This is a genomic window from Stenotrophomonas rhizophila (assembly GCF_007667275.1).
GTDB lineage: Bacteria > Pseudomonadota > Gammaproteobacteria > Xanthomonadales > Xanthomonadaceae > Stenotrophomonas > Stenotrophomonas maltophilia_AE.
In genome coordinates, this window is sequence record NZ_VDQT01000002.1 from 55,751 (window position 1) to 75,957 (window position 20,207).

General features: G+C 67.6%; 18 protein-coding genes. 14 read left to right on the forward strand and 4 right to left on the reverse strand.

Annotated elements, in window-relative coordinates:
• Positions 1-1,128, forward strand: coding sequence for a hypothetical protein (locus FSZ13_RS06380; protein WP_145478600.1), 1,128 nt, complete (start codon positions 1-3; stop codon positions 1,126-1,128).
• 21 nt (positions 1,129-1,149) lie between these two features.
• On the opposite strand, the gene FSZ13_RS06385 is transcribed toward FSZ13_RS06380, so the two are convergent.
• From FSZ13_RS06385 to acs, 3 genes are all read right to left on the reverse strand, one after another.
• Positions 1,150-1,728: a manganese efflux pump MntP family protein gene (locus FSZ13_RS06385; RefSeq protein WP_145478601.1), complete on the reverse strand. Its 579-nt coding sequence runs from the start codon at positions 1,726-1,728 to the stop codon at positions 1,150-1,152.
• A 457-nt stretch (positions 1,729-2,185) separates the two neighbouring features.
• Positions 2,186-2,851, reverse strand: a complete 666-nt coding sequence (locus tag FSZ13_RS06390) for a response regulator transcription factor (RefSeq protein ID WP_145478602.1) — start codon at positions 2,849-2,851, stop codon at positions 2,186-2,188.
• 18 nt (positions 2,852-2,869) lie between these two features.
• The gene (gene acs, locus FSZ13_RS06395; RefSeq protein ID WP_145478603.1) at positions 2,870-4,813 is read right to left on the reverse strand and encodes an acetate--CoA ligase; all 1,944 of its coding nucleotides are present in this window, start codon (positions 4,811-4,813) and stop codon (positions 2,870-2,872) included.
• A gap of 452 nt (positions 4,814-5,265) precedes the next feature.
• Here acs and FSZ13_RS06400 point away from each other — a divergent pair, with 452 nt between their 5' ends.
• From FSZ13_RS06400 to xth, 4 genes are all read left to right on the forward strand, one after another.
• On the forward strand, positions 5,266-6,693 hold the full coding sequence (locus FSZ13_RS06400) for a DcaP family trimeric outer membrane transporter (RefSeq protein ID WP_145478604.1): 1,428 nt from the start codon (positions 5,266-5,268) through the stop codon (positions 6,691-6,693).
• A 63-nt stretch (positions 6,694-6,756) separates the two neighbouring features.
• A complete protein-coding gene (locus FSZ13_RS06405; protein WP_145478605.1) occupies positions 6,757-8,412 on the forward strand; it encodes an MFS transporter in 1,656 nt (551 codons plus the stop codon).
• Between the two features lie 167 nt (positions 8,413-8,579).
• Positions 8,580-9,995 (forward strand): coniferyl aldehyde dehydrogenase, encoded by a 1,416-nt coding sequence (locus tag FSZ13_RS06410; protein WP_145478606.1) that lies wholly within the window; start codon positions 8,580-8,582, stop codon positions 9,993-9,995.
• Positions 9,996-10,162: 167 nt separating this feature from the next.
• Positions 10,163-10,930 carry an exodeoxyribonuclease III gene (xth, locus tag FSZ13_RS06415; protein WP_145478607.1) on the forward strand — a complete coding sequence of 256 codons (768 nt, stop codon included), beginning with the start codon at positions 10,163-10,165 and terminating at the stop codon, positions 10,928-10,930.
• A gap of 76 nt (positions 10,931-11,006) precedes the next feature.
• On the opposite strand, the gene FSZ13_RS06420 is transcribed toward xth, so the two are convergent.
• Positions 11,007-11,261 (reverse strand): GlsB/YeaQ/YmgE family stress response membrane protein, encoded by a 255-nt coding sequence (locus tag FSZ13_RS06420; RefSeq protein WP_145478608.1) that lies wholly within the window; start codon positions 11,259-11,261, stop codon positions 11,007-11,009.
• A 90-nt stretch (positions 11,262-11,351) separates the two neighbouring features.
• On the opposite strand from FSZ13_RS06420, the gene FSZ13_RS06425 reads away from it, so the two are divergent.
• The 9 genes from FSZ13_RS06425 (at position 11,352) to FSZ13_RS06465 (ending at position 20,104) form a co-directional block, all read left to right on the forward strand.
• Complete coding sequence (locus FSZ13_RS06425; protein ID WP_145478609.1) at positions 11,352-11,951, forward strand: 4'-phosphopantetheinyl transferase family protein; 600 nt, start codon at positions 11,352-11,354, stop codon at positions 11,949-11,951.
• Between the two features lie 51 nt (positions 11,952-12,002).
• Positions 12,003-12,641 (forward strand): 16S rRNA (guanine(527)-N(7))-methyltransferase RsmG, encoded by a 639-nt coding sequence (gene rsmG, locus FSZ13_RS06430; RefSeq protein ID WP_145478611.1) that lies wholly within the window; start codon positions 12,003-12,005, stop codon positions 12,639-12,641.
• 88 nt (positions 12,642-12,729) lie between these two features.
• A complete protein-coding gene (locus FSZ13_RS06435; RefSeq protein WP_145478612.1) occupies positions 12,730-13,527 on the forward strand; it encodes a ParA family protein in 798 nt (265 codons plus the stop codon).
• Positions 13,527-14,450 (forward strand): ParB/RepB/Spo0J family partition protein, encoded by a 924-nt coding sequence (locus FSZ13_RS06440; RefSeq protein WP_145478613.1) that lies wholly within the window; start codon positions 13,527-13,529, stop codon positions 14,448-14,450. The genes FSZ13_RS06435 and FSZ13_RS06440 overlap by 1 nt, the downstream gene beginning before the upstream one ends.
• Positions 14,451-14,454: 4 nt before the next feature.
• The gene (locus tag FSZ13_RS06445; RefSeq protein WP_145478615.1) at positions 14,455-15,420 is read left to right on the forward strand and encodes an SDR family NAD(P)-dependent oxidoreductase; all 966 of its coding nucleotides are present in this window, start codon (positions 14,455-14,457) and stop codon (positions 15,418-15,420) included.
• Between the two features lie 87 nt (positions 15,421-15,507).
• On the forward strand, positions 15,508-16,230 hold the full coding sequence (locus FSZ13_RS06450) for a glycosyltransferase (protein ID WP_145478616.1): 723 nt from the start codon (positions 15,508-15,510) through the stop codon (positions 16,228-16,230).
• Positions 16,230-16,571 carry a lipid-A-disaccharide synthase N-terminal domain-containing protein gene (locus FSZ13_RS06455; protein ID WP_145478618.1) on the forward strand — a complete coding sequence of 114 codons (342 nt, stop codon included), beginning with the start codon at positions 16,230-16,232 and terminating at the stop codon, positions 16,569-16,571. The genes FSZ13_RS06450 and FSZ13_RS06455 overlap by 1 nt, the downstream gene beginning before the upstream one ends.
• Before the next feature lie 378 nt (positions 16,572-16,949).
• A complete protein-coding gene (locus tag FSZ13_RS06460) occupies positions 16,950-18,731 on the forward strand; it encodes a DUF885 domain-containing protein (protein ID WP_145478620.1) in 1,782 nt (593 codons plus the stop codon).
• A gap of 161 nt (positions 18,732-18,892) precedes the next feature.
• Positions 18,893-20,104 (forward strand): membrane-targeted effector domain-containing toxin, encoded by a 1,212-nt coding sequence (locus FSZ13_RS06465; RefSeq protein ID WP_145478621.1) that lies wholly within the window; start codon positions 18,893-18,895, stop codon positions 20,102-20,104.
• Positions 20,105-20,207: the final 103 nt, after the last annotated feature.

Here is a 20,207-nt window from a genome sequence, read left to right on the forward strand (position 1 = left end):
GTGCCCGTTCCCTCGCTGCGTTCAATCCTGGCCACGCCGCTGCATTCGCCGTGGGCCGTGCCACTCGGGTGCAGCGTGGGAGCGCTGACGGGCGGCGCGGTCTCGCTGACCTTCTCACTGGCCTTCCGCAGCTGCGCCAACATCGTACCGGATGCCTTGATCGGAGGCTGGTTGGGCATCGGCTGGACCAACGTGCAGCGCTATCTGGACCCGGGCAAGGCGATGGCGCCGCTGCAGCCGCATGAGCGCGCGCTGGTCGATTACCCGGGCGTGCGCCAGCTGCTGCACGACGCCGGTACCAGCGTGGACGACCTGGACGCGTTGAAGCGGCTGGCCGATCAGCTGGAGCGGGATTTCAGCCGGGTGACCGGTGAGTTCAACGCGTACTGCCGCAGCCGCCAGGTGCCGCCGAATCCACTCATCGGTGGAGTCATCCGCCATTTCTGCCTGACCCATTTCCGCGACCGTGCGGTCATGCTGGTGGCCAAGCGCAGCGCGACGGCGTGTTATCTGGTGGCGGCGCGCGAAGGGCAGGCCCCGGCGATCGGCGAGGCGCTGAACCGGGAAGGCACCCGTGCCGGCACCGTGCTGCGGCAGCTGCACTGCCCGTACCTGCGGGTGGATCTTGCCAATTCCGCGCTGCGTGATGCGCAGGCGTTCACCACCGACGAATGCGAGGGCGAGATGCGCGTGCATTCGTTGCATGAGCGAGCCCGGGAAACCGTGGAAACGCTGGCGACCAGTCCGCTGGTGGATGTCACCCATCGCCGACTGCCGCGGCGCCGGTACGTGAGCCACGCCAGCGCCGCGCCCGTGGCGGACATCCCCGCGCCAGCAGGCGCCGACCGCGAACGGATCATCCGGGGGCCGCTGCTGCGCGCAAAGATTGCCGGACTGCCTGCGGGCAATCGTACCTGCAGGGAACTGAGACGGATCGAACAGGACCTCGCAGCGAACCGTCCGTGCGGCCATCCGGTGCGTTACCAAGGCAGGAACTACCTTGCCATCGACATCCACTTTGCGGGCCGGCAGAGTCCCGGCCGCAATGTGTGGCGGCTTCTGCACCGCAAAGGCCCGGCCGGGCATGAACTGGTCGACATCGTCGACTACCACGATCCACGCAGCTGAGGCCAGGCCGCCCGACGGCGCTCAGCCGACGGCGCCGCTGAGGTGTTCATACAGGATGGCGCTGCCGACGATGATCAGGATCACGCCGCCGGCGATCTCCGCGCGCTTGCCAATCAGGTTGCCGAGTACCCGCCCCAGCATGATGCCGGTGGTGACCATCACCAGCGTGCACAGGCCGATCACCGCCGCCATCACCCCGATATGCACATCCAGGAACGCCAGGCCCACGCCGACGGCCAGGGCATCGATGCTGGTGGCGAAGCCGGTGACGGCCAGGTGCCAGAAACCGTGGTGCTTGTCGGGGTCGTCGCTGTCAGCGGCCGGGTCGTGCCGCACGCCGTTGATGATCATGTGCACGCCCAGCGCGCCGAGCAGCACGAAGGCGATCCAGTGGTCGAAGGCCTGCACGTAGGACGACGCAGCGTGGCCGAGCAGCCAGCCGATCACCGGGGTAACGCCTTCGATCACGCCGAAGATGAGGCCGGCCCGCAGGGCATCGGGAAAGCGCGGCCTGCGCATGGCAGCGCCTTTGCCGATCGCCGCAGCGAACGCATCGGTGGACATGGCAAAGCCGATCAATAACATCGAAATGGGGGACATCACACGACAGTGCAGGTTGGGCGACGGCGGACAACGGCCCACGTTCGCGCCCAACCTGTCGTTGCGCACGCGGACCGCTGGTCTCGCCAACCATCACTGGCTGCCCGCACCACGGCGCACTGGCCGAGCATGTTGATACGGGCGTTTCCTTCAGCAGGAAACAGGCTACTCCCCAAGGGGACGCGAAGCTTATCACCGCGGATGCGGTTCATCGCCCAAACCACCGAATTGCGCAGGGCATGCTGGGATGTATAGCTTCGGCTATAAGCCGAAGCAGGTAGAGCGGACTGTTAGTCCGCTGCATGTCTCCGCAGCCGGGGGTAGAGCGGACTGTTAGTCCGCTGCATGTCTCCGCAGCCGAAGGTAGAGCGGACTGTTAGTCCGCTGCATGTCTCCGCAGCCGACTAACAGTCGGCTCTACCGCAGCCACGCAGCCACGCGGCCACGCAATCTGCGATCAATCTTCTTCCGGCGGCAACACCAGCGGCTCGTCGTCCAGCGTCAGCTTGCCGGCCATCAGCACCGCCTGGGTGCGGTTGGTGACGCCCAGCTTGCGCAGGATCGCGGTGACATGGGCCTTGATCGTGGCCTCGGACACATTGAGGTCGTATGCGATCTGCTTGTTGAGCCGACCGGCGCCCAGCATCTGCAGCACCCGGAACTGCTGCGGGGTCAGCTCGCGCAGCCGCTGCCCCACTTCGCGTTCCTCGCGCCCGGTCTGCGGCACGTTGTGCGCCTCGGGCGGCGCCCAGGTCTCGCCGTCCAGGATCGCGCCCAACGCATGGCCGATCGTGTCCGAGTCGGCGGATTTGGGAATGAAGCCGAACGCGCCGTGGTCCAGTGCCCGCCGCATCACGGTGGGCTCTTCGCGCGCGGAGACCACCACCACCGGCAACTGCGGATGCAGCGCGCGCATGTGCACCAGCGCGTTGAAACCCTGCGCGCCGGGCATGTTGAGGTCCATCAGCACCAGGTCGGCGTCGGCATGATCGTCGGCCAGCTGGTACAGCGCTTCCACGCTGTCCGCTTCGTACAACTGCACGCCCGGCATCACCCGCTGCACGGCGCCGCGCAGGGCTTCGCGGAACAGCGGGTGGTCATCGGCAATCAACAGGGTAGGCATGGCGGAGGTGGGGTCCAACTATTTGACCTTGCGTTCTTCAACCAGCGAGGCCACCACGGAAGGATCGGCCAAGGTCGAGGTGTCGCCCAGCTGGTCGGGTGCGTTCTCGGCGATCTTGCGCAGGATGCGGCGCATGATCTTGCCCGAACGCGTCTTCGGCAGGCCCGGCGCCCATTGCAGGTGGTCCGGCGAGGCGATCGGACCGATCTCCTTGCGAACCCACGCCACCAGCTCCTTGTGCAGCTCGTCGCTCGGGGCCTCGTCGGCCACCAGGGTCACGTAGGCATAGATGCCCTGGCCCTTGATGTCGTGCGGGAAGCCGACCACGGCTGCTTCGGCCACCTTCGGGTGCGATACCAGCGCGCTTTCCACTTCGGCGGTGCCTATGCGGTGGCCGGACACATTGATCACATCATCGACGCGGCCGGTGATCCAGTAGTAGCCGTCTTCGTCGCGACGGCAGCCATCACCGGTGAAGTAGCTGCCCGGGTAGGTGCGGAAGTAGGTGTCGATGAAGCGCTGGTGGTCGCCGTAGACGGTGCGCATCTGGCCCGGCCACGAATCGCGGATGATCAGGTTGCCTTCGGTGGCACCGTCCTTGATCTCGCCATCGGCGTTGACCAGGGCCGGCTGCACGCCGAAGAAGGGCAGGGTGGCCGACCCCGGCTTGAGGTCGGTGGCACCGGGCAGCGGCGAAATCAGGATGCCGCCGGTTTCGGTCTGCCACCAGGTGTCCACGATCGGGCAGCGGCCATCGCCGACCACGTCGTAGTACCAGCGCCAGGCCTCGGGATTGATCGGCTCGCCGACGCTGCCGAGCAGGCGCAGCGAAGCGCGCGAGGTCCGCTTGACCGGGGCATCGCCCTCGCGCATCAACGCGCGGATCGCGGTCGGCGCGGTGTAGAAGATGCTGACCTGGTGCTTGTCGATCACCTGCCAGAAGCGGGACGTGTCCGGGTAGTTCGGCACGCCTTCGAACATCAGCGAGGTGGCGCCGTTGGCCAGCGGCCCGTACACGATGTAGCTGTGCCCGGTGACCCAGCCGACGTCGGCGGTGCACCAGTAGATGTCGTCTTCGCGCAGGTCGAACACCGCTTCATGGGTGTAGGCCGCGTACAGCAGGTAGCCGCCGGTGGTGTGCAGCACGCCCTTGGGCTTGCCGGTGGAGCCGGAGGTGTACAGGATGAACAGCGGGTCTTCGGCGTTCATGCGTTCCGGCTCGCACTGCGCCGGCTGCGGGTCCACCACGTCGTGGAACCAGCGGTCGCGCGGCGCCTGCATGTCGACCGCGCCGCCGGTGTGGCGGACCACCAGCACGGTTTCCACCGTGGTGGTGCCGGGCAGCTTCAGCGCCGCGTCCACGTTTGCCTTCAGCGGAATCTTGCGGCCGCCACGCAGGCCTTCGTCGGCGGTGATGATCAGCTTGCTGCCGCAGTCGATCACGCGGTCGGCGATCGAGTTCGGCGCGAAGCCGCCGAACACCACCGAGTGGATCGCGCCGATGCGCGCGCAGGCCAGCATGGCCACGGCGGCGTCGACGATCATCGGCAGGTAGATGGTGACCCGGTCGCCCTTCTTGACGCCCAGGTTGCGCAACGCGTTGCCGAGGCGGCAGGTGCGCTCGTACAGCTCGCGGTAGGTCACGCCCTGCGACGGCGCATCCGGGCTGTCCGGTTCGAACAGCAGCGCGACCTTGTCGCCGCGCTTGTCCAGCTGGCGGTCGAGGCAGTTGACGCTGGCGTTGAGCTCGCCGTCTTCGAACCACTTGATGCGGAAATCGTCGAGCTGGTAGCTGACATTCCGGATCGTGGACGGCTTCCTGTACCAGTCCAGCCGCTCGGCGGCCTTGCCCCAGAACGCGTCGGGGTTGTCCACCGATTCGCGGTAGAGCTGCTGGTAGGTGTTCTTGTCAATGCGCGCCTTGGCGGCAACGTCCGCCTTGACGGGGTAAAGATCGGCCATGGCACCCTCACTTGCACTAGGACTGGGTTGTGCGATCGCAGCATAACCCGCGATTGTTCCCACCCAGTTTGCCGCATCCACTGCCTCGAGCGGTACGCAGACCCTTAGACCTTCGTATTAACAGCGTAGAGCCACGCCCTGCGTGGCTGCACCTGTCGGACCGGCGCGTACCGACCAACGGTCGGTACCTACCCAGCTGCCTGCGGCATCTGCTGTCCGCCTTTGGCGTCCAGGTATCCGCCCCGGCGAGGCGTAAGGCGTACCGACCAACGGTCGGTACCTACCCAGCTGCCTTCGGCATCTGCTGTCCGCCTTTGGCGTCCAGGTATCCGCCCCCGTGGGGCGGATACGACCAATTGCCAATAGCCCGGGTGCGTCAACCGGCCGCACGCTCGGCTCGACCGTGCACCCCACACGCGGCGATCACTTTGCCACCCGGGAGAGAGGGCAACATGAGTACCCGTATGTTGAAGACCATGCGCAAGCCGTTGGCGACCTGCCTGTTGGTCGCCCTGGTGGCGCCGGGCATGGCGTTTGCCGAAACCGCCAAAGAGAAGCAGCTGGAGGCGCGCGTTGCCGAGCTGGAACGCCAGGTGCAGCTGCTGCTGTCCACCACCCAGCAGCAACAGACCCAGATCAGCCAGGCCCAGACCGACGTCACCGCGGTCAAGTCGGTGCAGGCGCAGCAGCCTGCCGTGGCCACCGTGCCAGCCGGCAAGCAGCCGATCCAGGTCACCACCATCACCCCGGGCGCCGCGCCGGGCACCACGGTCAAGATCGGCGGCTTCATCAAGGCCGACTTCCTGCTCACCGAAACTGGCGACGGCCAGCTGGCCGACGACGCCACCGGCCGCGCGCTGTACCTGCCGGGCCAGACCCCGGTCGCCGGTGCCGGCGGCAGCGGCGAGCGCTCGGACGTGGACTTCAATGCCCACGCCAAGTTCTCGCGCTTCAACCTGGGCATCGACAACGTCTCGGACAAGGGCAACAAAGCCGGCGCGTTCTTCGAGATGGACTTCTTCGGCAACTCGCTGGGCAACCAGACCGCCACCAATACCTATGGCGTGACCCTGCGCCATGCGTACATGTACTGGAACAACTGGATGGCCGGCCAGACCTGGTCGAACTTCATGGACGCCGCCTCGCTGCCGGAAGCGGCCGACTTCGTCGGTCCCACCGACGGCGTGCTGTTCGTGCGCCAGGCCCAGATCCGCTACACCAACGGCGGTTTCAGCGTCGCGCTGGAAAACCCGGAAACCACCGTGCTCACCGGTACCCGCAACCCGGTCACCGGGGCGTGGACCAACGCGGCGAGCAACAGCGACCGTGGCTCGCTTCCCGACCTGACCCTGCGTTACGGCTGGAAGGGCGACTGGGGCACCTTCGGCGTCGGCGGTATCGTGCGCCAGCTGAAAGTCGACAACCAGGCCACCGGCGCCGACGCCGACAAGATCGGCGGCGGCCTGACCCTGGGCGGCAAGTGGGTCATGGGCGGCAGCGACCAGCTGCACTACCAGATCAGCGGCGGCGAAGGCATCGCGCGTTACGTGGGCCTGGGCGTTACCGCCGATACCGCCTACGACGTGGCCCAGGACGAACTCAATCCCACCGGCGTGCTGGCGGGCTATGTCGGCTGGCGCCATGCCTTCACCCCGAAGCTGCGCACCAACCTGATCTACGCCCGCAGCGACTATGACAACGACAGCGTGCTGGGCCCACTGGTCACCAAGAGCGTGCAGAGCATCCGCGGCAACGTCTTCTACACGCCGATGCCCAAGGTCGATATCGGCGCGGAGTACATGTACGGCGTGCGCGAGATCGAAGACGGCCGCCGTGGCGACATCAACCGCGTTCAATTCACCACGAAGTACAGTTTTTAAGCATGGGGGCCGACCCACGGTCGGCACCTACCACCAATGATTGCTTCGGAGGGGAAGCGTCTTATGTCCACCACACCCGTACCTGCAAAAGCAGAACTTACCAAAGGCCACAAGAAGGTCATCTTCGCGTCCAGCCTTGGCACCGTGTTCGAATGGTATGACTTCTTCCTGTATGGCTCGCTGGCGGCGATCATCGCCAAGCAGTTCTTCAGCGGGGTCAATGAAACCACGGGCATGATCTTCGCCCTGCTGGCCTTCGCCGCCGGCTTCTTCGTGCGACCGTTCGGCGCGGCCTTCTTCGGCAGCCTCGGCGACCGCATCGGCCGCAAGTACACCTTCCTGGTCACGATCCTGATCATGGGCATCTCGACCTTCCTGGTCGGTGTGTTGCCCAACTACGCGTCGATCGGCTTCGCCGCCCCGGTGATCCTGATCATCCTGCGCCTGGCCCAGGGCCTGGCCATGGGCGGCGAATACGGTGGCGCGGCGACCTACGTGGCCGAGCACGCACCGGCCGACAAGCGTGGCCTGTACACCAGCTTCATCCAGTGCACCGCCACGCTCGGCCTGTTCATGTCGCTGCTGATCATCCTGGCCTGCCGCTACTTCCTGGGCAACGAGGAGTTCGAAGCGTGGGGCTGGCGCATTCCGTTCCTGGTCTCGATCATCCTGCTCGGCATTTCGGTGTGGATCCGCCTGCAGCTGAGCGAATCGCCGCTGTTCCAGCAGATGAAGGCCGAAGGCAAGGGCTCCAAGACCCCGTTCCGTGACAGCCTCAAGGACGGCAACCTCAAGCTGATGCTGCTGGTGCTGCTGGGCGCCGCGGCCGGCCAGGCCGTGGTGTGGTACGGCGGCCAGTTCTACGCGCTGTTCTTCCTGAGCAGCATGCTCAAGGTCGACGCGACCACTTCCTACCTGCTGATCGCCGCTGCACTGGCACTGGGCACGCCGTTCTTCATCTTCTTCGGCTGGCTGTCGGACCGCATCGGCCGCAAGAAGATCATCCTGGCCGGCTGCCTGCTGGCTGCGGTGACCTACATCCCGGTGTTCAAGGGCCTGACCCACTTCGCCAACCCGGCCATTGAAGAAGCCCGCAGCAACTCGCCGGCGCTGGTCATCGCCGACCCGAACACCTGCTCGTTCCAGTTCGATCCGGTCGGCCTGCGCAAGTTCACCAGCTCCTGCGACGTGGCCACCGCCGCGCTGACCAAGGCCGGTGTGCCGTACGACGTGCAGCCTGCCGCCGCCGGTTCGCTGGCGCTGGTAAGCGTGGGCAACAGCCAGGTGACCTCGTTCGAGGCCGCGGGCCTGACCAAGGATGAGCTCAAGGCCAAGGGCGATGCCTTCGGCGGCGAACTCAAGGCCGCGCTGACCGAGGCGGGCTACCCGGCCAAGGCCGACAACGCGCGCATCAACATCGCCGGCACCGTGCTGATGCTGTGGATCCTGGTCCTGTACGTCACCATGGTGTACGGCCCGATCGCCGCCTACCTGGTCGAACTGTTCCCGACCCGCATCCGCTACACCTCGATGTCGCTGCCGTACCACATCGGCAACGGCTGGTTCGGTGGCTTCCTGCCGGCGATCTCGTTCGCGCTGGTGGCGGGTACCGGCAACCTGTACTACGGCCTGTGGTACCCGATCATCATCGCGCTGATGACGGTCGTGGTCGGCGGCCTGTTCCTGCATGAAACCAAGGGTGTGGACATCACCAAATAACCGGTGATGGCGTGAACCAGAAGGGCCGTGGCATTGCCACGGCCCTTCTTCGTTTGGATCCGCGAAGCCACGCAGGGCGTGGCTCTACGCGCGTGGGAACATGGTCCGTAGAGCCACGCCCTGCGTGGCTTCGCGGTGCCTGAAACGGGCGTTGCTATATTCCGGGCATGAACAATGCCGACACCGCTCCCACCGCCCTTCCGGCCATCCTGCAGACCCTGCGAACCGCCTGGCAGGCCAACCGCCCGTCGCTGGAACAGCGCCGCAGCGACCTGCAGCGCCTGCGCGCGATCCTCAAGGCGCGCCTGCCGCAGATGGCCGAAGCCATCGCCGCCGACTTCGGCCATCGCTCCACCCATGAATCGCTGATCGCCGATGGCATGACCGTGCTCAACGAGATCGACCACCTGCTCGGGCACCTGCGCGGCTGGATGCGTCCACGCCGGGTGGGTGTGGGCTGGCGGTTCTGGCCGGCGCGGGCGCAGACCCGCGCAGTTCCGCTCGGCGTGGTCGGGGTGATCTCACCCTGGAACTACCCGGTGAACCTGGCGCTGATTCCGTTGGCCACGGCCATCGCGGCCGGCAATCACGTCATCCTCAAACCCTCCGAGCACACGCCGCTCACCAGCGCCTTCCTGCAGGATCTGCTGGCCGACGTGTTCCCCGCCGACCGCGTTGCGGTGGTGCAGGGCGACGCCGCGTTGGCCTCGGCGCTTTCCGGTTCGCCGCTGGACCACCTGGTGTTCACCGGTTCCACCGCGGTCGGGCGCAAGGTGATGGCCGCCGCCGCCCGGCACCTGACGCCACTCACCCTGGAACTGGGTGGCAAGTCGCCGGCCATCGTGTGCAGCGACTACCCCCTGCCCAAGGCTGCCGCGCGCCTGGCCACCGGCAAGTGGTTCAACGCCGGGCAGACCTGCATCGCGCCGGATTACGTGCTGATCGACAGCCGTCGCCAGCGCGAACTGGTGCAGCAGCTGCAGACCCAGGTGCGTGCGCGTTATGGCGACTTCAGCGACCCGAGCGACTACACCCGCATCATCAACGACGGGCAGTACCAGCGCCTGCAGGGCTATCTGGCGCAGGCACGCGAACGCGGCGTGCCGGTGATCGAATTGGCCAGCATCGATCCCGAGCGCGCGCGCCGCGAACGGCTGATCGTGCCGACCATCGTGCTCGACCCGCCGGCCGACCTGGAGCTGATGCAGGAGGAGATCTTCGGCCCGATCCTGCCGGTCTGCGCCTATCCCGACCTGGACGCTGCGCTGGCGGACGTGCAAGGCCGTGACCGGCCGCTGGCGCTGTATGTCTTCAGCGAACAGCGCGCGGTGGTGGAGCGGATCCTTGGCCAGGTCGTGGCCGGCGGCGTCACCGTCAACGACACCCTGCTGCACTTCGCCGTCAACGGCCTGCCGTTCGGCGGGGTCGGGCCCAGTGGCATGGGCGCGTACCATGGGCGTGCCGGTTTCGATGCGATGAGCAAGCAGCTGCCGGTGCTGTGGCAGTCGCGCTGGGCGGCGAGCGATATGCTCAAACCGCCGTATTCACGCATTGCCGGCCTGCTGAAGGTGATTCTGCGCTGATGGAGGTACCGACCAACGGTCGGTACCTACCGGAGGGACAGCACCGTTCCGCATGCGTCGCGGCCGAGGCAGGCGTTCCACCGGCGCCGATGCCGACGCTCGCGCGCTGGACCGGTAGGTACCGACCGTTGGTCGGTACGGAACCGCCGACCCGCTACAATGCGCCCATGAAAATCGCCTCCTGGAACGTCAACTCCCTCAACGTGCGCCTGCCGCACCTGGAACAGTGGCTCACCGCGTTCGCGCCGGACGTGGTCGGCATCCAGGAAACCAAGATGGAGGACCACAAGTTCCCCGACGCGGTGCTGGCCGGGCTGGGCTACCGCAGCGTGTTCGCGGGCCAGAAGACCTACAACGGCGTGGCGCTGTTGTCGCGCGAACCGGCCCAGGACGTGCAGATCGGCATTCCCGGCTTCGAGGACGAACAAAAGCGCGTCATCGCCGGTACCGTCAACGGCGTGCGCATCATCAACCTGTACGTGGTCAACGGCCAGGACGTGGGCACCGACAAGTACGACTACAAGCTGCGCTGGCTCGAGGCCGTGCATGCGTGGGTGGCCTCGGAACTGCAGAAGTACCCGGAGCTGGTGGTGATGGGCGATTTCAATATCGCCCCGGACGCGCGCGACGTGCACGATCCGCTGGTCTGGAACGAGAACCACATCCTGACCTCCACCGCCGAGCGCGGTGCACTCAACAAGCTGCTGCAGCTGGGCCTGCACGACGCCTTCCGCCTGCACAGCGAGGACGCGGGCGTGTTCAGCTGGTGGGACTACCGTGCCGCCGGTTTCCGCCGCGACCTGGGCCTGCGCATCGACCTGACCCTGGTCTCCGATGCGCTCAAGGCACGCGCGCTGGCCTCGGGCATCGACCGCGAACCGCGCACCTGGGACCGCCCCAGCGACCACGCGCCGGCGTGGGTGCAGCTGGGCTGAAACCAACAGGGCCCGGCGGATGCCGGGCCCTGTCGAAACACGTAACGACCCACCGTCGTTACCCATCCGTTACCGGTTACCGGATGCGCTTGCGGGTAAACAGGTTCACGATGGCGAGCAGGACCACCGCGCCGATCAGCGAGTACAGGAACGACCACAGCGTGATGCCGTCGTTGATGTTGCCCCGATTGAAGATCAACCCTGCCAGGAACGCCCCGACGATACCGACCACGATGTTCAGGATGATGCCCTGCTGTGCGTCGCGACGCATGATGATGCTGGCCAGCCAGCCCACGATGCCACCGACGATCAACCAGATGATGATGCCCATGTTGGTGACTCCCTCTGAGTGGATGAAGCCGCGCCAGTTGACGGCAGCCCCCGTGAAGTCGCTGTGCAGCCTGCCCCGGGGGCCCCGCGCATGAGCCTGCCGGCCACCCTGGACGGCCCCTGGCGGTTCGGTCCGGTCACCGTCTGGCGGCTGCCGCACGTGCCCGGCACCCGCGGCGAGCCGCAGGCCCGGGTGCTGCTGGCCGAACAGCTGGGCGGTCGCCCCGACACCCTGCCGCTGCAGCGCGACCCGCGCGGCCGGCCCGAACTGCATGGCCCGCTGGCCCACATCGGGACCGGCTGGAGCCACAGCCACGGCCTGCTGCTGGTGGGGTTGGGCGAAGGCGTGCGGTTGGGCGTCGACCTGGAGCCGCTGCGCCCGCGCCCGCGCATGGCCGAGATCATCGAGCGCTTCTTCCACCCGGCCGAGGTGGCCTGGCTGCTCGGCCTGGACGACAGCGCCCGCCAGCACTGGTTCTTCCGGGTGTGGTGCGCCAAGGAAGCGATCCTCAAGGCGCAGGGCCAGGGCATTTCGTTCGGCCTGCATCGCCTGCAGCTGGCCCCGGGCGCGGACGGCGCCCTGCACCTGGCCTGGTCCGACCCCGACCTGGGCCCGGCCGGGCGCTGGCACCTGCACGAATGGCAGGCCGCCGCCGATTTCCGCGCTGCGCTGGCCTGGCACGCGCTTTGAGCGCACCGGATTCGCGCAATGCCAGCGGCGCCACCCTGCAATAATGGGTGCATGACCGAACATACGCTCCCGCCGGCCGTCGCCGCCGCACTTGAAAAGGGCCTGGCCGCCATGGGCCTGGATGCCGCCCTGGCGCCGCCGCTGCTGACCTACCTGACCCTGCTGAACCGCTGGAACGGCACCTACAACCTCACCGCGATCCGCGATCCGCTGGAGATGGTCACCCGCCATCTGCTCGACTCGCTGGCCATGCAGCCGTTCCTGGAACAGGGCACCCTGGCCGACCTCGGCACCGGCCCCGGCCTGCCGGGGATCCCGCTGGCGATCGCCCGCCCCCGGCTGCAGGTGACCCTGGTGGAAAGCAACGGCAAGAAGGCCCGCTTCATGCGCGAAGCGGTACGCCAGCTGGGCCTCACCAATGCACGCGTGGCTGAATCGCGTGCCGAAGCGCTGGCCGAGCCGGGCGCGTATGACAATGTCACCGCCCGCGCGATGGACACCCTGGCCGGCATCATCGCCGTCGGTGGCCACCTGTTGCGCCCGGGCGGCAAGCTGCTGGCCATGAAGGGGGTGTACCCGCACGACGAGATCGCCCAACTGCCCGCCTGTTGGCAGGTGGAGCAGGTGCTGCCGCTGCAGGTTCCCGGCCTCACCGGCGAGCGCCATCTGGTCGTGGTGGCCGGGCCATGACCGGCCCGTGCGCGCATCTCACAGTGCATGACACGCCCGGTGACCGCATAATGCCCAGTCCCACTCCCTGCCGATGAGGCTCACCCGCATGGCCCGCATCATCGCCATCGCCAACCAGAAGGGCGGCGTCGGCAAGACCACCACGGCCGTCAATCTGGCCGCCGCCCTGGCTGCTGCACCCAAGCGCGTGCTGCTGGTCGACCTCGATTCCCAGGGCAATGCCACCATGGGCAGCGGCGTGGACAAGCGCGAAGTCGCCGCCTCCACCTGCGACCTGCTGCTGGGTGAAAGCACCGCCGCGGACATCCGGGTCACCACCCCGGAAGGGTTCGACCTGCTGCCGGGCAACATCGACCTGACCGCCGCCGAGATCCAGCTGATGGACCAGGGCGAGCGCGAGCAGCGGCTCAAGCGCGCGCTGGCGCCGATCCAGGACCAGTACGACTTCATCCTGATCGACTGTCCGCCGGCGCTGTCGCTGCTGACCCTCAACGCCCTGGCCGCCGCCGATTCGGTGATCGTGCCGATGCAGTGCGAGTACTACGCGCTGGAAGGCCTGAGCGCACTGGTGGAAACCATCGACGCATTGCGCGCCAGCCTCAATCCCAGCCTGGAGATCGAGGGCGTGCTGCGCACCATGTTCGACGTGCGCAACAACCTGGCCAATGCCGTGTCGGCCGAGCTGACCGACCACTTCGGCGACCGCGTGTTCCGCACCATCGTGCCCCGCAACGTCCGCCTGGCCGAGGCGCCCAGCCACGGCCAGAGCATCGTCGGCTACGACCGCGCCTCGCGCGGCGGCGTCGCCTACCTCGGCCTGGCTGGCGAGATCATCCGCCGCCACCACCAACGCAACACGGCCGGGAAGGCCATGGAGACCGCCTGATGAGCACCAAGCCCGCCCCCGGCAAGAAACGCGGCCTCGGCCGTGGCCTCGATGCGCTGCTGGGGCCCAAGGGCGCGGTGACACAGGTGCAGGCCGCGGCCGTGGTCGAACCGCTGCCGGGTGAAGTGCTGCGCAAGCTGCCGGTCCAGCACCTGCAGCCGGGCAAGTACCAGCCGCGTCGCGACATGGACGAAACCAAGCTTGCCGAGCTGGCCGAGTCGATCAAGGCGCAGGGCGTGATCCAGCCCATCCTGGTCCGCCAGCTCGGCGCAGACAGCTTCGAGATCGTGGCTGGCGAACGCCGCTGGCGCGCCTCGCAGCTGGCCGGGCTGGACGAAGTGCCGGTGGTGGTGCGCGAACTGGAAGACCGCACCGTCATCGCGATGGCGCTGATCGAGAACATCCAGCGCGAAGACCTCAACCCGCTTGAAGAAGCCGAAGCGCTGCAGCGCCTGATCAGCGAATTCGCGCTGACCCACGCCGAAGCCGCGCAGGCGGTGGGCCGTTCGCGCGCGGCGGTGTCCAACCTGCTGCGCCTGCTCGAGCTGCCGGTGGCGATCCGCCTGCTGCTGGAAACCCGCCGCCTGGAAATGGGCCACGCCCGCGCGCTGCTCACCCTGGCCCCGGAACTGGCCAGCAAGCTGGCCCAGGAAGCGGCTGACCAGGGCTGGTCGGTGCGTGAAGTCGAACACCGCGCGCAGCAGTTCGCGGCCGGCAAGGTGCCGTCCAACCTGCGCCGCAAGCCCAGTGCCAGCGCGCCGCAGGCCGACATCGCCTCGCTGGAAACCGAGCTGTCCGAATCGCTGGGCGCACGCGTGGCGATCAACCATGGCCGCGGCGGCAAGGGCAAGCTGATCATCCATTACACCGACCTGGACACGCTCGACGGCGTGCTCGAAAAGCTCCGCGTCCGCAAGGACTGAGCCCATGACCATCCTTGTCACCGGTGCGGCAGGCTTCATCGGCGCCAACACCGTGCGTGCCCTGCTCGATGCCGGGCACCGCGTGGTCGGGTTGGACAACTACAACGATTACTACGACCCGCAGATCAAGCGCGACCGCGTGGCCGCGTTGTGCCCGGACGCCGACATCCGCGTGCTCGACCTCACCGACCGCGATGGCCTGGCCGCGCTGTTCGACGAGGTCCAGCCCCGCCGCGTGGTCCACCTGGCGGCCCAGGCCGGGGTGCGTTACTCGCTGGAAAACCCGCAGGCCTACGTCGACAGCAACCTCGCCGGGTTCGTCAACATGCTGGAGCTGTGCCGCCATCGCGGCGTGGCCCACCTGGTGTATGCGTCGAGCAGTTCGGTGTACGGCGACTCGGCCACGCCGCCGTTCTCCGAAGACCAGCGCATCGACCGGCCGCGCTCGCTGTACGCCGCGACCAAGGCCGCCAACGAGCTGATGGCCTACACCTACGCGCAGCTGTTCGGCCTGCATGCCACCGGCCTGCGCTTCTTCACCGTGTACGGCCCCTGGGGTCGCCCCGACATGGCGCCGCTGCTGTTCTCGCGCGCGGTGCTGGCCGGGCGCCCGATCGAGGTGTTCAACGACGGGAAGATGCAGCGCGACTTCACACATGTCTCCGACATCGTCGCCGGTATCCTCGGCGCGCTGGCGCATCCGTCCGACGAGGACGTGCCGCACCGCGTGTTCAACCTGGGCAACCACACCCCGATCGAGCTGGAGCGCTTCATCGGGGTCATCGAGGCGGCCGCTGGACGCCCGGCGCACAAGGTATACAAGCCGATGCAGCCCGGCGACATGGTCCGCACCATGGCCGATACCCGGCGTGCCCATGACGCATTCGGCTACGCGCCGGTGACGCCGATCGAGCGCGGCCTGCCACCGGTGGTGGCGTGGTGCCGCGATTATTTCGGCGATCGCGCCTGAGGTGCGACGGCGGGTTCATCTTCGGATAACCTTGAACACGGAAAATGCGCGGTCGTTTTCACTCCTGGCCCCTCGCAGAGCCCGATCATGAGCCAACCCCAGCTGTCGGTCGTCGTCCCGGTATTCAATGAACGCGATAACGTCCAGCCCCTGATCGACGAGATCACCACCGCACTGCGCGGCCAGCTGGACTTCGAGATCGTCTATGTCGACGACCACTCGCGCGATGACACCCTGGCCGTGCTCGAGTCGCTGAAGCCGGCCCATCCGGAACTGCGCGTGCTGCACCACGTCAGCCAGAGCGGGCAGAGCACGGCGGTGCGTAACGGCGTCAAACAGGCGCGTGCACCGTGGATAGCCACGCTGGATGGCGACGGCCAGAACGATCCGGCCGACATTCCCCGCCTGCTGGCCGCCCGCGCCGCCGCGCCCGCCGAGGTCAAGCTGTTCGCGGGCTGGCGGGTCAACCGCCAGGACAGCGGCAGCAAACGCTGGGCCAGCCGGTGGGCCAATGCCATCCGCGCACGCATGCTGCGCGACGATACCCCGGACACCGGCTGCGGCATCAAGCTGTTCGAGCGGGCCGCGTTCCTGGACCTGCCGTACTTCGACCACATGCACCGTTACCTGCCCGCGCTGATGCAGCGGGCGGGCTGGAAGACGGTGAGCGTGCCGGTCAACCACCGCCACCGCACCGCCGGGGTGTCCAAGTACAACAACCTGGGCCGTGCGCTGGTCGGCATCCGCGACCTGCGCGGGGTGGCCTGGCTGATCACCCGCAGCCGGCGCACCGCCGTGGAAGAACGCTGATGGAACTGCACTGGCTCGACCAGCCGTTGAGCTGGCTGTACTGGACCGGCCTGCACGTGACCGGCTGGAAACTGATCGGCTACACCGGCGCGCTGATGTTCGGTGGTCGCTGGCTGGTGCAGTTCGTCGCCTCGCGGCGCGCCGGCAAGCCGGTGATCCCGCGCCTGTTCTGGTACATGAGCGTGGTCGGCAGCCTGATGACCCTGAGCTACTTCCTGTTTTCGGCCAAGCAGGACTCGGTAGGGGTGCTGCAGAACCTGTTTCCGGCGTTTACCGCGCTGTACAGCCTGAAACTGGATATCCAGCATCGGGGTTGGAAGCGGGATAAAGCCGAACATTGAGGGCTGCGAACCTCGCCGATACCCGGCCCGTACCCTGGGGATACCGGGGCGACCCGGCACCGGCCCGGCACCGCCCCGGCACCGGCCCGGCACCGGCCCGGCACCGGCCCGACACCGCCCCGACACCGCCCCGGCACCGGCCCGACACCGCCCCGGTAGCGCCGACTGTTAGTCGGCTGCTCTTCGCGGAGATCAACAACAACATCACGATCAAGAGCATCCGACTAACAGTCGGCGCTACCCGCGCCGTTGGCGCGTGGGTCTCGGCCGTTGGCCGATCCCCGTCCTGCCCGCTGCGCGGGTAGGACATTTGATCCATGCGCAGGCTGGATCGGGGTGCCATGATCGGGGTTTGCCGTCACTCGGGAATCCCTGCTCGTGAAATCTCCGCTCGTTGCTGCGTTGCTGCTCGCCCTGGCCCTTCCTGCCCACCACGCGCTGGCCGCCCCGCCGCCGGCGAGCGCCGCCGCGCCGGCCAGCCTGGCCGCGGAATCGCCTGCCGATGCCGCCTTCCGCGCCATCTACGAGAAGGAATGGGCCTGGCGCCAGACCGGTGGTGGTGAGGCGAGCGAAGACGGCGATGGTCCGGCCAGCGCCACCCGCATGCCCGACGTCAGCGCGGCCGCGCAGCAGGCGCGCCTGGTAGTCTGGGACGACGTGCTGGCCCAGCTGGACAAGCTCGACACCAAGGCCCTTTCGCCGACCAACCAGGTGAACTACGCGATCTATCGCGACCAGGTGTTCAACCTGGCGGCCGAAGTACGCCTGCGCGGTTACGAGATGCCGTTCAACTCGGATTCCTCGTTCTGGTCCAACCTGTCGTTCATGGCCCGTCGCGAGATGAAGACCGCCAAGGACTACCGCAATTACATCGCCCGCCTCAACGACGTGCCGCGCTACTTCGACCAGCAGACCGACAACATGCGGGCCGGGCTCAAGCGTGGTTTCAGCGTGCCGCGCGCGGTGCTCGATGGCCGCGAAGTGTCCATCGCCACCGTCGCCGAGCTGAAGGACCCGACCCAGTCGCCGCTGTACGCGCCGTTCCGGAAGCTGCCGGCCAGCATCCCCGCCGCCGAGCAGGCCGAACTGCAGGCGCAGGCGCGCCAGGCGATCAGCGCCAGCGTGGTGCCGGCGTTCGTCAAGCTGCGCACCTTCTTCGTCGGCGAATACGTGCCGCAGGCACGCAATACACTGGCCGCCGAAGCGCTGCCGGACGGCAAGGCGTACTACCAGCAGCAGATCCACGAATACACCACGCTGGACCTCACCCCGCAGCAGATCCACGAGATCGGCCTGAAGGAAGTGGCGCGCATCCAGAAGGAAATGAACGAGGTCATCAAGCAGGTCCAGTTCAAGGGCAGCTTCGCCGAGTTCCTCGCCTTCCTGCGCACCGACCCGCAGTTCTATGCCAAGACCCCGGACGAGCTGCTGCACCGCGCGGCCTGGATCTCCAAGCGGGTGGACGGCGTGATCGGCAAGTACATGACCCTGCCGCGCGCGCGCTTCACCATCGTGCCGGTGCCGCCGGACATCGCCCCGTTCTGGACCGCCGGTCGTGGCGGCATGGGCACCTACTGGGTCAACACCTACAACCTGCCGGCGCGTCCGCTGTACAACCTGCCGGCGCTGACCCTGCATGAGTCCGACCCGGGCCACGCGCTGCAGGGTGCGCTGGCGGCAGAGCAGGGCGAACAGCCCGAGTTCCGCCGCAACGCCTACATCTCCGCCTACGGCGAAGGCTGGGGCCTGTACAGCGAGAAGCTCGGCGTGGAAATGGGCATCTACGAAACCCCTTACGAGGATTTCGGTCGCCTGACCTACGAGATGTGGCGCGCCGCGCGGCTGGTGATCGACACCGGCGTCCACCACAAGGGCTGGACCCGCGCCCAGGCGTTGGCTTACCTGCGCGACCACACCGCGCTGAGCGAGCATGAAGTCACCACCGAAGTGGACCGCTACATCTCGTGGCCGGGCCAGGCGCTGAGCTACAAGCTCGGCGAGATCGCCATCGTGCGCCTGCGCGGCGAAGCGGAGAAGGCGCTGGGCGACCGCTTCGACGTCAAGGGCTTCCACGATGCCGTGCTCAGCCAGGGCTCGGTGCCGCTGCCGGTGCTCGATGCGCAGATCCGCGCCTACATCGACGCGCGCCGCGCGCCTTGATGTCGGCAATGGTCCTTGCCGATGTGCGCTGACGCACGCATTGGCACACGCCCAGCACTGCGATGACGAAACTGCATAGCGCATCGCAGTGCTGCGGCAACAGATGATTAGGCTGGTCGGCGCGCGCCCCCGGGCGCGCGTTTCCCCCACGGAGCCCGACCATGCTGGATGCCCTGTCCACCCTGCCACACCGCCTGTTCCCCTCCACCGCCGCGCAGGTGCCGTACCGTCGCCTCGCCAACGGCGCACCGCGCCTGCTCAGCCTGCGCAACCTGCCCGACGTTCCACCGGTGCTGCGGAGCCGAGCCTCCACCGCCGCCGGTGCAGCCGGTCCCGATCCCCTGCAGCGTTTCAGCCTGGCACCCGAACATGGCCAGGCGCTTGTCGCGCTGCTGCAACAGCACCGCAGGCTGCTCGACCCCGATTACTACCTGCCATTCCCGGTCGCGGACCGCCTCGCGCTCGACGCGTTCTTCGCCAAACGCGCGCAGCTGGTCGATGCCGCGCTCGCTGCGGCGGCGCCACCGGCGTCGACGCGACGGGACTGGCCCGATCCGGCTCCGGCCCGGAGCCAGGCGCAGCTGCTGAAACATCTCCTGCGCCACGGCAACGGCCTGGTGGTGGGCGACGTGCCTACGGCCGGGGGCGGCAGGCGACTGCTGATCGAGCACATGCTGCTGCTGCGCCGGCTTGGCGTGGATACCCTGTACCTGGAACACCTGCAGGGTGACATCCACCAGGCGGACCTGGACCATCTGTACCGCGGCGGCGCGATGTCGCCAGGCCTGGCCCGTTGCCTGGACGGGCACGAACATCTCCATGCCCTCGTCGATGCGGCGTGCGAGGTCGACATGCGGATTGTCGCGCTGGACCTGATGGCCAGCTACCACCTGCGCGGCGTCCACGACCGCACCGGTGCCAGCACGGCGGAAACGCACGACATCCGGGTCAAGCTCTTTGACCATGTGGCGACGGCCCGGATCCTCTACGACCAGCGCAGGCAGGCCAGCAAGCCGGCATCGCAGAAGGGGCAGGCCAGCCGGCCGGCAGCGCAGCGCTGGGTGGCGCTGGTAGGAAATGCCCATGCAGGCGCCTTCAACGGCATTCCCGGCATCGCCGAACGCCTCGGGGTACCGAGCCTGCGGATTGAAGATGCCAGTCCGGGCCCAAGCCGACGCCTGCAGGCAGGCTTCGACCCCGGCCGGACGCTGCCACCCCTGCTGCGGCGTGGCGGCAGCGAGCTGCAGTGCGATTACCTGCTCAAGCTGCCCGCCGCCGACCGTCGCCTGCGATCGGAGACACCGGCGCCGTGCAGCGCCGGCGAAGCGTTGCGCCTGCGCGAGCTGCGTCACGCCGCTGCGCCCGCGGTGTGACGAGACGCTGTGTCGGTAACGGTCGTTCCTGATGTGCGCTCGCGCACGTATCGACGCATCGCGTTTTGCGAAATGATGAAACTGCCTAGCGCGTCGCAGATGA

What these genes read in the sequence shown, in the direction of transcription:
- FSZ13_RS06385 (WP_145478601.1), bottom strand. Translation starts at nt 1,728, where the DNA reads ATGTCCCCCATTTCGATGTTATTGATCGGCTTTGCCATGTCCACCGAT.
- FSZ13_RS06390 (WP_145478602.1), bottom strand. Translation starts at nt 2,851, where the DNA reads ATGCCTACCCTGTTGATTGCCGATGACCACCCGCTGTTCCGCGAAGCC.
- acs (WP_145478603.1), bottom strand. Translation starts at nt 4,813, where the DNA reads ATGGCCGATCTTTACCCCGTCAAGGCGGACGTTGCCGCCAAGGCGCGC.
- FSZ13_RS06400 (WP_145478604.1), top strand. Translation starts at nt 5,266, where the DNA reads ATGAGTACCCGTATGTTGAAGACCATGCGCAAGCCGTTGGCGACCTGC.
- FSZ13_RS06405 (WP_145478605.1), top strand. Translation starts at nt 6,757, where the DNA reads ATGTCCACCACACCCGTACCTGCAAAAGCAGAACTTACCAAAGGCCAC.
- FSZ13_RS06410 (WP_145478606.1), top strand. Translation starts at nt 8,580, where the DNA reads ATGAACAATGCCGACACCGCTCCCACCGCCCTTCCGGCCATCCTGCAG.
- xth (WP_145478607.1), top strand. Translation starts at nt 10,163, where the DNA reads ATGAAAATCGCCTCCTGGAACGTCAACTCCCTCAACGTGCGCCTGCCG.
- FSZ13_RS06420 (WP_145478608.1), bottom strand. Translation starts at nt 11,261, where the DNA reads ATGGGCATCATCATCTGGTTGATCGTCGGTGGCATCGTGGGCTGGCTG.
- FSZ13_RS06425 (WP_145478609.1), top strand. Translation starts at nt 11,352, where the DNA reads ATGAGCCTGCCGGCCACCCTGGACGGCCCCTGGCGGTTCGGTCCGGTC.
- rsmG (WP_145478611.1), top strand. Translation starts at nt 12,003, where the DNA reads ATGACCGAACATACGCTCCCGCCGGCCGTCGCCGCCGCACTTGAAAAG.
- FSZ13_RS06435 (WP_145478612.1), top strand. Translation starts at nt 12,730, where the DNA reads ATGGCCCGCATCATCGCCATCGCCAACCAGAAGGGCGGCGTCGGCAAG.
- FSZ13_RS06440 (WP_145478613.1), top strand. Translation starts at nt 13,527, where the DNA reads ATGAGCACCAAGCCCGCCCCCGGCAAGAAACGCGGCCTCGGCCGTGGC.
- FSZ13_RS06445 (WP_145478615.1), top strand. Translation starts at nt 14,455, where the DNA reads ATGACCATCCTTGTCACCGGTGCGGCAGGCTTCATCGGCGCCAACACC.
- FSZ13_RS06450 (WP_145478616.1), top strand. Translation starts at nt 15,508, where the DNA reads ATGAGCCAACCCCAGCTGTCGGTCGTCGTCCCGGTATTCAATGAACGC.
- FSZ13_RS06455 (WP_145478618.1), top strand. Translation starts at nt 16,230, where the DNA reads ATGGAACTGCACTGGCTCGACCAGCCGTTGAGCTGGCTGTACTGGACC.
- FSZ13_RS06465 (WP_145478621.1), top strand. Translation starts at nt 18,893, where the DNA reads ATGCTGGATGCCCTGTCCACCCTGCCACACCGCCTGTTCCCCTCCACC.